10 protein-coding genes are annotated in these 11,917 nt (G+C 66.4%); 3 read left to right on the top strand and 7 right to left on the bottom strand.

The window, feature by feature from the left end; translation table 11 throughout:
* Positions 1–182: 182 nt before the first annotated feature.
* The 3 genes from AC1RWI_RS36765 to mfd form a co-directional block, all read right to left on the bottom strand.
* The gene (locus AC1RWI_RS36765; protein ID WP_043345400.1) at positions 183–1,487 is read right to left on the bottom strand and encodes an MFS transporter; all 1,305 of its coding nucleotides are present in this window, start codon (positions 1,485–1,487) and stop codon (positions 183–185) included.
* Between the two features lie 96 nt (positions 1,488–1,583).
* Positions 1,584–2,789 carry an acetylornithine deacetylase gene (argE, locus tag AC1RWI_RS36760; RefSeq protein ID WP_043345403.1) on the bottom strand — a complete coding sequence of 402 codons (1,206 nt, stop codon included), beginning with the start codon at positions 2,787–2,789 and terminating at the stop codon, positions 1,584–1,586.
* A 161-nt stretch (positions 2,790–2,950) separates the two neighbouring features.
* Positions 2,951–6,412: a transcription-repair coupling factor gene (gene mfd / locus AC1RWI_RS36755; RefSeq protein ID WP_492870760.1), complete on the bottom strand. Its 3,462-nt coding sequence runs from the start codon at positions 6,410–6,412 to the stop codon at positions 2,951–2,953.
* Between the two features lie 265 nt (positions 6,413–6,677).
* On the opposite strand from mfd, the gene ispD reads away from it, so the two are divergent.
* Positions 6,678–7,484, top strand: a complete 807-nt coding sequence (ispD, locus tag AC1RWI_RS36750) for a 2-C-methyl-D-erythritol 4-phosphate cytidylyltransferase (RefSeq protein ID WP_052494517.1) — start codon at positions 6,678–6,680, stop codon at positions 7,482–7,484.
* Positions 7,485–7,573: 89 nt separating this feature from the next.
* Complete coding sequence (gene ispF / locus AC1RWI_RS36745) at positions 7,574–8,083, top strand: 2-C-methyl-D-erythritol 2,4-cyclodiphosphate synthase (protein ID WP_150987634.1); 510 nt, start codon at positions 7,574–7,576, stop codon at positions 8,081–8,083.
* Between the two features lie 24 nt (positions 8,084–8,107).
* Here the strand turns inward: ispF and AC1RWI_RS36740 are convergent, their stop codons facing one another.
* The 4 genes from AC1RWI_RS36740 to AC1RWI_RS36725 form a co-directional block, all read right to left on the bottom strand.
* Positions 8,108–8,689: a GNAT family N-acetyltransferase gene (locus AC1RWI_RS36740; RefSeq protein WP_043345414.1), complete on the bottom strand. Its 582-nt coding sequence runs from the start codon at positions 8,687–8,689 to the stop codon at positions 8,108–8,110.
* A 233-nt stretch (positions 8,690–8,922) separates the two neighbouring features.
* Positions 8,923–9,444, bottom strand: coding sequence for a carboxymuconolactone decarboxylase family protein (locus AC1RWI_RS36735; protein WP_043345418.1), 522 nt, complete (start codon positions 9,442–9,444; stop codon positions 8,923–8,925).
* Between the two features lie 141 nt (positions 9,445–9,585).
* Positions 9,586–10,134, bottom strand: a complete 549-nt coding sequence (locus AC1RWI_RS36730) for a peroxiredoxin (protein WP_043345420.1) — start codon at positions 10,132–10,134, stop codon at positions 9,586–9,588.
* A 299-nt stretch (positions 10,135–10,433) separates the two neighbouring features.
* Positions 10,434–11,735, bottom strand: a complete 1,302-nt coding sequence (locus tag AC1RWI_RS36725) for an MFS transporter (RefSeq protein WP_043345421.1) — start codon at positions 11,733–11,735, stop codon at positions 10,434–10,436.
* On the opposite strand from AC1RWI_RS36725, the gene AC1RWI_RS36720 reads away from it, so the two are divergent.
* A partial coding sequence (locus tag AC1RWI_RS36720) for a hypothetical protein (RefSeq protein WP_492870759.1) occupies positions 11,734–11,917 on the top strand: 184 nt, incomplete at its 3' end. The two genes, AC1RWI_RS36725 and AC1RWI_RS36720, sit on opposite strands and share 2 nt — an antisense overlap.

Genomic DNA, 11,917 nt, shown 5'->3' with positions numbered 1-11,917 from the left:
GGCGGGGGCGAGGCAGAGCAGGCCGGCGGCCAGCGAGAGTGCCGACAGGCCGGCACTCAGCGTGGCGCGCGTGGAGGTTCGGGAACGATGGGTTTGTTGTGCTGCCATGAGGATGTCTCCTTGTTCTCATTGCAGAGCCTGAAGAACGGGGGCCTGCCCCGCAACCGCATGCTTGCCGCGCCTCAGCGGATGCCCAGGCGCGCACGCGTCTGGCCCAGCGCCGCCAGGCTCACCACGGCGCAGACCATCAGGTAGAAGCTCGGCGCCAGCTTGCTGCCGGTGGCGCTGATGAGCCAGGTCAGGATGAAGGGCGCGAACCCGCCGAACAGCGTCACCGCGATGTTGTACGAGAGCGAGAGGCCCGTGGTGCGCGTCTTGACCGGGAAGATCTCCGACGCCAGCGCGGGCAGCGCGCCGAAGTACAGCGTCATCATCAGTCCCAGCACCACCTGCACTGCCAGCATCACGCCGAAGCCGGGATAGTGGCTGAGCAGCCAGAACAGCGGCCAGATCGATACCAGCAACAGCAGCGCGGCGAGGCGCATGGGCGGGATGCGGCCATAGCGATCCGACCAGTGCCCGACCAGCGGGGCGAACAGCATCTGCACCACGCCCGTGGCCAGCGTGGCGGCAAAGGCGGCCGAAGGCGGCAGGCCGAGCTGCTTGACCGCGTAGGTGGGCATGTACAGCACCAGGTAGGTCGATACCGTGGCCACGATGACCACGCCCATGGCCAGCAGCAGGCGCTCCTTCTGGTGGCTGAGTGTGTCGCGCAGCGGCGTGTCGGTGGTCTCGGCCTGGAGGAATTCAGGGGTTTCGTCGACGTGGCGGCGGATGTAGTACGCCACCGGGCCGATCAGCAGGCCAAAGAGGAAGGGCACGCGCCAGCCCCAGGATTGCATCTGGTCGGGCGTGAGCGTGGTGGTGAGCACCGCGCCGAAGCCCGCGGCAAGCAGGGTGGTCAGGCCCTGGCTGGCGACCTGGAAGCTGGAGTAGAAACCGCGCCGGTTGGGCGCGTGCTCGGCCAGGAAGGCGGTGGCGCTGCCGAATTCGCCGCCAGCCGAGAAGCCCTGGATCATGCGCGCCAGCACGATGCCGATGGGCGCCATGACGCCGATCGCGGCATAGGTGGGCAGCAGCGCGATGATCAGCGTGCCCACCATCATCAGCAGGATGGACAGCGTGAGCGCGGCGCGCCGGCCTTTGCGGTCGGCATAGACGCCGATCACGACCGCGCCCAGCGGGCGCATGAAGAAGGACACGCCGAAGGTGCCCAGCGTCAGCAGCAGCGAGGTGTTTTCATCGTGGTTGGGAAAGAACAGCGCGGAGATGGTGACGGCAAAAAAGCCGTAGACCACCAGGTCGAACCACTCCAGCGCATTGCCGATCGAGGCTGAGATCACCGCGCGCCAGGGATGGCGCGAGGCGGGCGCCGCAGATGCTGCCGCGCCGCTGTTGCTGCTACCGCTTGCCGATACTGCTGTCATGGTGTCTCCGGGTTATTTTTGGACATGACGCAACCACCGGCCCGCAGCTTTAGCGGGCCGGCTACAACGGAAAACGAGGAAAACGACGAAAACGGCCTAGTTCACGCGCAGGCTGTCGACCACCTTGTGCAGGAAGGCCTCGCAGGCGGCGAGCTGGTCCAGCGCGACGAACTCGTCGGGCTTGTGGGCCTGCTCGATATCGCCGGGGCCGCACACCACGGCCGGAATGCCGGCGCGCTGGAACAGGCCGGCCTCGGTGCCGTAGGCCACCTTGTTGACGTCGCGGTCGGCGGTCAGTGCGCGCACCAGTTGCGTGATGGCGGCCTGCTCGGCCACATCGAGCGAGGGCGCGGCGGCGATCTTGTTGATGGTCAGGCCCGCGTCGGCATGCTCGGCGCGCATTTTCGGCAGCAGCACGTCATTGGCGTAGCCCTGGATGCGGGCAAAGATGGCCTCCGGATCGACGCCCGGCAGGTTGCGGAATTCGAACACGAACTCGCACAGCGCCGGAATGGTGTTGAGCGCGATGCCGCCGTGGATGGTGCCGGTCTGGGCTGTGGTGAAGGGCACGTCGAAGTCGCGGTCGTACGGGCCGTTGGCCTTGAACTCGTCGGCGATGTCGCGGATATGGCAGATCAGGCGGGCGGCGTACTCGATGGCGTTGACGCCCTTGGGCGTGAGCGACGAATGTGCGGCCTGGCCCTTGACGCAGCAGCGGTAGGCGTTGATGCCCTTGTGCGCCACGATCACGCGCATGCTGGTGGGCTCGCCGACGATGCAGCCGCCCGGGGTCACGCCGCGTTCGCGCAGCTCCGCCAGCAGGTAGGGGGCGCCCATGCAGCCGATCTCTTCGTCGAAGGACAGCGCATAGTGCACCGGCTCGCGCAGCCTGGCCTCAAGCAGCGTGGGCAGCAGCGCCAGGCTGGTGCCGATGAACCCCTTCATGTCGCAGGTGCCGCGCCCGTACAGGCGGCCATCGCGGATCACCGGCTTGAACGGGTCGGTGGTCCAGTTCTGGCCGTCCACCGGCACCACGTCGGTATGGCCCGACAGCACGATGCCGCCATCGGTGCTGCCGCTGGCGGCGGGCACGGTGACGAACAGGTTGGCCTTGTCGCCCTGCGGGTTGTAGCTCAGGTGGGGGCGCAGGCCCTTGGCCAGGAAATGATCGCGCACGGCTTCGATCAGGCCGAGGTTGGAGTGGCGGCTGGTGGTGTCGTAGCTGACCAGGCGCTGGGTCCAGTCGAGCGCGCTGCCGCGGGTTGCGGCATCGGCAGGCTTGCTGAGGGTATCGGCTTGCATGGCGGTTGGCTTTTGGTAACGTGTTAAGTAAACGATGCTACACCGTGCTGGCTCGTCGGTCCATGCACGGTGCACCATTTTGGCGCCGCGGCGGCGCGCCGCGAACGGGTACCGTGGAGCAATGATCGGGCCATTCGGGCCATTCGGGCCAATCAGGCCACTCAGGCCAGTTGGCGCAGGGTGTGCTTGATGGTCTGCGCGCGCACTGCCACGTCCGGCATCTTGGCCTCGATGCGCAGCTTGTCCTGTCCTGCCAGCTTGATATGGCGGTTCTTCTGCACCAGGTCGATGATCTTCATCGCATCGATCGGCGGGTTGGGCAGGAACTGCATGCTGATGGCCGCGTCGCTGGCGTCGATCTTGCGCACGCCCAGCGGCACCGCGGCGATGCGCAGGCGGTGCGTCTCGATCAGCGCTTGCGCCTGCGGCGGCAGGCGGCCGAAGCGGTCGATCAGCTCTTCCTGGATATCGTCCACGCGCTCGGCTGCCTCGCAATTGGCCAGGCGCTTGTACAGCGAGAGGCGCTCGTGCACGTCGGTGCAATAGTCGCTGGGCAGCAGGGCCGGGGTGCCCAGGTTGATTTCGGTGGTCACGGCCAGCGGCGCCATCAGGTCCGGTTCCTTGCCGGCCTTGAGCGACTTGACGGCGGCGTTGAGCATGTCGGTGTAGAGCTGGAAGCCGATCTCGTGGATCTCGCCCGATTGCTTGTCGCCCAGCACTTCGCCCGCGCCGCGGATTTCCAGGTCGTGCATGGCCAGGTAGAAGCCCGAGCCCAGTTCTTCCATCTGCTGGATGGCTTCGAGCCGGCGCTGCGCCAGCTTGCTCAGGCCTTCGACATCGTGCACCAGCATGTAGGCATAGGCCTGGTGGTGCGAGCGCCCGACGCGGCCGCGCAGCTGGTGCAGCTGCGCCAGGCCGAATTTGTCGGCGCGGTGGATCAGGATGGTGTTGGCGGTCGGCACGTCGATGCCGGTCTCGATGATGGTGGTGCACAGCAGGATGTTGTCGCGGCGTGCCACGAAGTCACGCATCACGCGCTCCAGCTCTCGCTCGTGCATCTGCCCGTGCGCCACCGCGATGCGCGCTTCCGGCACCAGCTCGGCGAGCTTGGCGCGCTTGTTCTCGATGGTGTCGACCTCGTTGTGCAGGAAGTAGACCTGCCCGCCGCGCTTGAGCTCGCGCAGGATGGCCTCGCGCACCACACCGTCTTCCTCGCGGCGCACGAAGGTCTTGATGGCCAGGCGCTTTTGCGGCGCGGTGGCAATCACGGAGAAGTCGCGCAGGCCTTCGAGCGCCATGCCCAGCGTGCGGGGAATGGGCGTGGCGGTCAGCGTGAGCACGTCGACCTCGGCGCGCAGGGTCTTGAGCATTTCCTTCTGGCGCACGCCAAAGCGGTGTTCCTCATCGATGACGACCAGCCCCAGGCGCTGGAACTTGACGTCGTCCGACAGCATCTTGTGGGTGCCGATCACGATGTCGGCGGTGCCGTCGTTGATCTGCTTGATGGCGCCGTCGATCTCCTTCTTGGTCTTGAAGCGCGACAGCTCCACGATGCGCACCGGCCATTCGGCGAAGCGGTCGGACAGATTCTGGAAATGCTGCTCGGCCAGCAGCGTGGTGGGCGCCAGGATGGCGACCTGCTTGCCGCCCATGACCGCGACGAACGCGGCGCGCAATGCGACTTCGGTCTTGCCGAAGCCCACGTCGCCGCACACCAGCCGGTCCATCGGCTTGCCCGAGGTCATGTCGGCGATCACCGCGGCGATGGCCGCGGCCTGGTCCGGCGTTTCCTCGAAGCCGAAGCTCTCGGCAAACTTCTCGTAGTCCTTGGGCGTCAGCTCGAAGGCATGGCCCTGGCGCAAGGCGCGGCGCGCATACAGGTTGAGCAGCTCCGCGGCGGTGTCGCGGATCTGCTGCGCGGCGCGGCGCTTGGCGCGGTCCCACTGGCCGGAGCCCAGCGAGTGCAGCGGCGCGGTGTCCGGATCGGCGCCGGAGTAGCGCGAGATCACATGCAGCTGATGCACGGGCACATACAGCTTGCTGCCTTTCTCGTAGTCCAGGTGCAGGAATTCCTCCTCGCCCTGGCCCAGGTCCAGCGAGACCAGGCCTTGGTAGCGGCCAATGCCGTGCTCGCTGTGCACGACCGGATCGCCGATCTTGAGCTCGGCCAGGTCGCGCACCATCGAGTCGACGGCGCTGGCCTGTTCCTGCTTGCGCCGGCCCGTGCGGCGCGCGGTGCCGGCATACAGCTCGGCCTCGGTGACAAAGGCCAGCGGCTCGATGCCTTGCGCGCCGGGCACGGCGAAGCCGCTTTGCAGCGGCGCCACCACGATGGAGAAATGCGAATCTCCCGCCAGGAAGGCAGCGTAGTCATCGATCGGCTGCGGGCGCAGCCCGCTTTCGCCGAACAGTTGCAGCAGCGTTTCGCGCCGTCCGGCGGAATCCGCGCACATCAGCACGCGCCGGTCTTTTTTCAGCAGCAACGCTTCCAGGTTGACTAGCGGATCTTCCGCGCGCCGGTTGACCGAGACATCGGGCAGGGACTCAGCCAGCGGCACGGTGTCGCCGGTAGCGGTGCCTTGCAGCACAAGCCGTGCCAGCGGCTTTGCGCCCGTGAAGAACTGCTCTTCCGACAGGAACAGCGCGGCGGGCGGCAGCAGCGGCCGCTCGCGGTCATGGCGCATGAAGTTGTAGCGCTGGGTGGTGTCGGCCCAGAAGCGGCGGATGGCGTCAGGCACATCGCCGGCAAAGGCGAGCTGGCTGTTGGCGGGCAGGTAATCGAAGACGGTGGCCGAGCTTTCAAAGAACAACGGGAGGTAGTACTCGATGCCGGCCGACGGCACGCCATTGCCAATGTCCTTGTAGATCGTCGATTTGCTCGGATCGCCCTCGAACAGTTCGCGCCAGCGGCCGCGAAACGCGGTGCGCGCGGCGTCGTCAAGCGGGAACTCGCGGCCCGGCAGCAAGCGCACTTCCTTCACGGGGTACAGGCTGCGCTGCGTGTCGGGATCGAAGGCGCGGATGGTTTCGATCTCATTGCCGAACAGGTCGATCCGGTACGGCAGCGGCGAGCCCATCGGGAACAGGTCGATCAGGCCGCCACGCACGCTGTACTCGCCGGGCCGCATCACGGCGCTGACATGCTCATAGCCGGCCAGCGTGAACTGTGCCTTGAGCGCGGCTTCATCCAGCTTCTCGCCCTGCTTGAAGAAGAAGGTGTAGGCCGCCAGGAAGGCGGGCGGCGCCAGCCGGTAGAGCGCGGTCTGCGCCGGCACCAGCATGATGTCGCACTGGCCGCCCTGGATGTCGTGCAGCGTGGCAAGCCGCTCCGAGACCAGGTCCTGGTGCGGCGAGAAGCTGTCGTAGGGCAAGGTTTCCCAGTCGGGCAGCAGGCGCACCCGCAGGCTAGGGGCGAACCAGGGGATTTCCTCGGCCAGCCGCTGCGCGTCGACCGCGTTGGCGCACACCACTGCCAGCATCGGCACACGCTCGCGGTGCTGGCTGGCGTAGGCGGCCAGCGCCAGGGCGTCGGCGGAACCGGGCAGGCCGGACACGGTATAGCGCTGGCCGGCCTTGACCAAGGGGAGGTTGGCGAAGGGGACGGGGCGATTGGCTTCAGGCATCGGGTACGGGCTGGCTTGTTGACGGCTTTCAGGCGTTGCGGGGCAAAAAGAGCGCGGCGATGCAACAGCAACACCCCGCCGGCATAGCGGGCGGGGCGTGGGCGAAGCATGCGGCGCCGGGCGGGCGCTCGCGCTGATCGACGCCCGCATGTCCGCGAGCGAAGGCCGTATTATAGAATGCGCTCCGAATCCGCGTTTTCAATGCCGCGCTTCCCGCTCCCCTGCCCATGGCGGGGGCCCTGAAGCCTTGCGCCGTGCTCTTGGCATGGCGCTTACCTTGTCCCTCACGCTATCCGTGTCTGCTCGCCGATTTGCCCTGATTCCCTGTGCCGGTACCGGCAGCCGCGCGGGCGGCAGCCTGCCCAAGCAATACCAGACCGTGGCCGGCCGGCCGATGATCTGGTACGCGCTCGCCGCTTTCGCCGCCTGTGATGCCATCAGCGCCACCGCGCTGGTGCTGGCGCCCGACGATATGCCGCTGGAGTCCCGCTTCGGCGCGGCGGCGTTTGCCGGCCTGCGTTTTGACACTGCCTTCGTGGGTGGCGATACGCGCCATGCCTCGGTGCTGGCTGGCCTGCATCACCTGGCGCAACTCGGCGCCACGGACCGCGACTGGGTGCTGGTGCATGATGCGGCCCGCCCGGGCCTGACGCCCGCCATGATCCACGCGCTGGTGCGCGCGGTGGAGGGCGACGGCGCACACGAAGACGAAGACGGCCCCGACGCGGCCATTGGCGGCATCCTGGCGGTGCCGGTGCCCGATACGCTCAAGCGCGCCGATGCGCCTCCCGGCGGGCAGCCGGCGGCAGTGGTGCGCATCGGCGCCACGGTCTCGCGCGAGGGCTTGTGGCAGGCGCAGACCCCGCAGATGTTCCGCCTCGGTGTTTTGCGCCAGGCGCTGCAGGAAGCGCTGGCCGCGGGCGCCGTGGTGACCGACGAGGCCAGCGCGATCGAGCGGCTGGGCCTGCATCCGCGCCTGGTCAATGGCTCGCTGCGCAATTTCAAAGTGACGTACCCCGAGGATTTCGCGCTGGCCGAATTGCTGCTGGGCGAGGGTGCCGGCAAGCCCTGACCGGCATCCTCGCGCATTCCCGGCCAATCCAACCCATCCTTATTCATCCCGATCCATCCCCGTTCCGATCCTGAAGGAGAATTGCTCCCATGACCCCATTCGATATCCGCGTCGGCCAAGGCTATGACGTGCACGCGCTGGTGCCGGGCCGTAAGCTCATCCTGGGCGGCGTGGACATTCCCCATGACCGCGGCCTGCTAGGCCATTCCGATGCGGACGCGCTGCTCCACGCCATCACCGATGCGCTGTTCGGCGCGGCCGGCCTGGGCGACATCGGCCGCCACTTTCCCGACACCGATCCGCGCTTTGCCGGCGCGGACAGCCGTGTCCTGCTGCGCGAGGCCGCGCGCCGCGTGCGTGAGGCAGGCTATGAAATCGGTAACGTGGATGCGACGGTGATCGCGCAGGCGCCAAAGCTCGCGCCGCATATCGGCGCCATGGTGGCGAACCTGGCGGAGGACCTGGGCTTGGCCGCCGCCAGTTGCAACGTCAAGGCCAAGACCAATGAGAAGCTGGGCTTCGAGGGGCGTCAGGAAGGTATCGTTGCGCAAGCCGTGGTGCTGATCTGGCGCGGCACCATCGTCTCCCCGCAGGATTGATGCGGGGCTGAGCGCCGCAGGCGCTCAGCTTCTGGCGGCCGCTCCGGCTGTGCCAGCGTGTTCGGGCGGGAGCGCGTAGCGGTAGTCGATCAGCCGGGCCATCGGGCCCGAGCGCGCACCGGCTTCGGTGCGTTTGACAAAACCCATCTGCTGGCACAGCTGGTTGGCGGATTTCATTTCCGGCATGGTGCGCACCAGCAGCGCGCCGGCGCCGATATCGCGCGCGCGCTGGATGCAGACTTGCATCAGCGTGCGGCCAAGCCCCAGTCCGCGAGCCTGCGGGCTGACCGCCAGCAGCCGGGCTTCCGGCAAGGCGAGCGTGATGGTGCTGCCGTCCAGCACCTGCAGCGTGGCGCCGGGATGGCAGAACAACACCGCGCCGCTGATGCCGTGATCGGTTTCCGCCACCCACCACTCCATTTCCGAGGTCGACGCGGCCAGCACGGCTTTCATGCCTTGCTGGAAGGACTCGCGGCAATCCTCCATGATCTCCAGCTCATACTGGCCATAGGCTTGCTGGGTCACGGCGGCGATGTCGCCCCAGTCCTGCACGGTGGCGAGGCGGTAGTGAAAGCGAGGGGAGGTATGCGAAGGAAGGGTGCTCATGGCAGAGGGGGCGAAGGCTATGACCTTGCTGGATTGTAGGCCCTTCGGTGCACAAATGCAGTCAGTGAATTACCGACTTGGCGCGTTGGCAACAGGCTTGCGCTGACGCGCGCGGCATGCTGGGCAAGCCCCGCCGGCCTTGCGCGGCGGGGCTTTCGGGGAAGTACCGGAAGCACCATGCAGGGCCGTGCCGGCGCGTGCCTGCCGCAGGCCCGCAGGCCCTCGATACGGCTTTATTCCGCCGCGATGACGTTGGCAGCTGCCACGACCACGGCGGCAATGCGGCCCACGTCGCGCAGTTGCTGCGCGCTCATGCCTTGCTCGTTCTTGAGCAGCGCATAGTGCGACTTGATGCAGAAATGGCATTTGCCGACGATGGATGCGGCCAGCGCGTACATCTCGAAGCGGCGCTTGTCCACGCCGCCGTGCGTGGCGTATGCATTCATGCGCAGGCCAGCCGGTTGCGTCGCCAGATCCTGGTCGTCGGCCATTTCCACGAACGGATACCAGACGTTGTTCATGCCCATCAGCGCGGAGGCGGTGAGCACGGCATTGGTTTCCTCGGGCGACAGCACGCCCGCGTTGCGGATCGCGTCGACGATCACGCGGCTCTTGGCGGCAAACGCCGCGGCCAGCGCCACGGCCACCGCATCGTTGCCCTCGAGCGAGGAGCGGGCGATGGTGCCGTCGAGGTTCAGGCGGATATCCTTGGCGTAGTCAGGAATAAGGCCTTTAATCGTGCTGAGGAATTCCATACAAATCTCCTATCGGTAAGGTCTCAAAAAACCCGCCATGGCGGGTTTTGAGGCGCGGGCCGAAGCCCGGCGCGCAGATCGTCACAAATCGCCGGCAATCTCTCGCCGGCCGTTTGTGCAGCATGTCAGCGGGTCGACAGCTTACAGCGTGGCACCGCCAACAGCGCGGTTGCACGGGCACAGCTCGTCGGTTTGCAGGCCGTCGAGGATACGCAGCACTTCGTCCGGGTTGCGGCCGACGTTCAGGTTGTTCACCGACACGTGCTGGATGACGTTGTCCGGATCGACGACGAAGGTAGCGCGCAGGGCGACGCCGGCAGCCTGGTCACGCACGCCGAGCTGGTCGATCAGCGAGCCGGTCACGTCGGCGAATTGCCATTGGTCCAGCTTGTTCAGGTCCTTGTGCTCACGGCGCCATGCCAGCTTCACGAATTCGTTGTCGGTCGAGCCGCCCAGCACGATCGCGTCGCGGTCGGCGAAGTCGCCGTTGAGCTTGGCGAAAGCAACGATTTCGGTCGGGCACACGAAGGTGAAGTCCTTCGGGTAGAAGTAAATGATCTTCCACTTGCCTTCGAACGACTTTTCGGTGATGTCTTCAAAGGCCGACTGGCCGTTCTCTTCGTGGTTGTTGAAACCCGGCTTGACACCGACGACGTGGAAGGCTTCGATCTTGTCACCAACGGTCTTCATAGACTGCTCCTGGATACGGTTGAAGAGAGACGCTCGCGCCGCAAGCCAGGCCATCCCCAACGGATAAGGCCAGGCCGCCGCGCAACGAACATGGATTATGCGGCATCCCCGGGGGGCGGGGCTAATTGATATTCTCAAAGAGCCCGATAGCCAGGCGCGGGGCGCCGCACATCCGGCAAGCGCGGGCGCCGATTAGTGATGTTGGCGCTGCCATGTTGCCGCGCGATGTCAGCCGCGGGGTTCGCGGCCGGCCCTGCCGGAACGGCGAGTCTACCCCAGCAGGGCCGCCTTCGTGAACCTCAGGCAGTCTTGGCTGCGGGCTCGACATAGGCATGCTGCCGTCCGCCGCGGAAGATCACCAGTGTGGCGATCAGCCCGCATGCAGCGGCAAACATCAGCCACAGGCCAGGCGCGGCCTTGTTGCCGGTGCTGTGGATCAGGTAGGTCGAGATGGCCGGCGTGAAGCCGCCGAACAGGGCCGTGGCCAGGCTATACGCCAGCGAGAAGCCCGCCGTGCGCACCGCGGGTGGCATCACTTCGGTCAGGGTCACCACCATCGCGCCGTTGTAGCTGCCGTACAGGAAGGACAGCCACAGCTCGACCATCAGCAGGCGGCCGAACGACGGCTCCGCCACCAGCCACGACACCGCCGGATAGGCCGTGAGCAATGTGAGGATGGTGAAGATCACCAGCAGCGGCTTGCGGCCCACGCGGTCCGACAAGGCGCCCATCAGCGGCAGCCAGATGAAGTTGGACAGCCCCACGCACATGGTGACGATCAGGTTGTCGACGTCGTCGAGCTTGAGCACGGTCTTGCCGAAGGTCGGGGTGTATGCGGTGATCATGTAGAACGACACCGTCGTCATCACAACCATCATGCAACCGGCCACGATGATGCGCCAGTTCTCCATCATCGAGCGATAGATCTCGCTGATGCTGGGGCGATGCTTGCGGGTCTTGAACTCTTCGGTTTCTTCCAGCGAGCGGCGGATCAGGAAGAGGAACGGCACGATCAGGCAGCCGATCAGGAACGGAATGCGCCAGCCCCATTCGCCCATTTCCTCGGGCGACAGCATCGAGTGCAGCACCACGCCGAGCAGGCCGGCAAAGATCACCGCCACCTGCTGGCTGGCCGATTGCCAGGCCACGTAGAAGCCTTTCTTGCCGGGCTTGGCGATTTCCGCCAGGTACACCGACACACCGCCCAGCTCAACGCCGGCGGAGAAGCCCTGCAGCAGCCGGCCCGCCAGCACCAGCAACGGTGCGGCCACGCCGATCGACGCATAGCCAGGCACGCAGGCGATCAGGAGGGTGCCGAGCGCCATCAGGACCAGCGTCATGATCAGGCCCTTGCGGCGGCCGTGGTGATCGATGTATGCGCCCAGGATGATGGCGCCGAGCGGACGCATCAGGAAGCCCGCGCCGAAGGTCGCGAGCGAGAGCATCAGCGAGGCGAACTCGTTGCCGCTGGGGAAAAACGTCTTGGCGATGGCGGCGGCGTAGAAGCCGTACACCATGAAGTCGTACATTTCGAGGAAGTTGCCGCTGACAACGCGGAACACGGTGCGGAACCCGTGTTGCTGGGAGGGGGAGCTTGACATGTTGCTGGTGTCTCTCGCTGTTGCCGCCGGTTGGTTCCGGCGGCTTGATTTTGATCGGGCGCCAGAGGGGGGCGGCTTCCCCTTTTTTGGGGAAATGGCCTTGGCTGGGCTTGGTCTTGGGGGGGGGGCTGCTAATGGCGGCATGTTTGCGCCGGGGGGGCTGTCATTACGCTGTCAAATGG

The sequence above is a fragment of the Cupriavidus sp. MPR-AND1C genome, from assembly GCF_058809705.1.
Note: the sequence above shows the minus strand (reverse complement) of the source record. Positions and strands in the feature narration are given on the sequence as shown.

Excerpts from the sequence above, each read along its gene's own strand:
- AC1RWI_RS36765 (WP_043345400.1), bottom strand. The coding sequence starts at position 1,487 with ATGACAGCAGTATCGGCAAGCGGTAGCAGCAACAGCGGCGCGGCAGCA.
- argE (WP_043345403.1), bottom strand. The coding sequence starts at position 2,789 with ATGCAAGCCGATACCCTCAGCAAGCCTGCCGATGCCGCAACCCGCGGC.
- mfd (WP_492870760.1), bottom strand. The coding sequence starts at position 6,412 with ATGCCTGAAGCCAATCGCCCCGTCCCCTTCGCCAACCTCCCCTTGGTC.
- ispD (WP_052494517.1), top strand. The coding sequence starts at position 6,678 with ATGGCGCTTACCTTGTCCCTCACGCTATCCGTGTCTGCTCGCCGATTT.
- ispF (WP_150987634.1), top strand. The coding sequence starts at position 7,574 with ATGACCCCATTCGATATCCGCGTCGGCCAAGGCTATGACGTGCACGCG.
- AC1RWI_RS36740 (WP_043345414.1), bottom strand. The coding sequence starts at position 8,689 with ATGAGCACCCTTCCTTCGCATACCTCCCCTCGCTTTCACTACCGCCTC.
- AC1RWI_RS36735 (WP_043345418.1), bottom strand. The coding sequence starts at position 9,444 with ATGGAATTCCTCAGCACGATTAAAGGCCTTATTCCTGACTACGCCAAG.
- AC1RWI_RS36730 (WP_043345420.1), bottom strand. The coding sequence starts at position 10,134 with ATGAAGACCGTTGGTGACAAGATCGAAGCCTTCCACGTCGTCGGTGTC.
- AC1RWI_RS36725 (WP_043345421.1), bottom strand. The coding sequence starts at position 11,735 with ATGTCAAGCTCCCCCTCCCAGCAACACGGGTTCCGCACCGTGTTCCGC.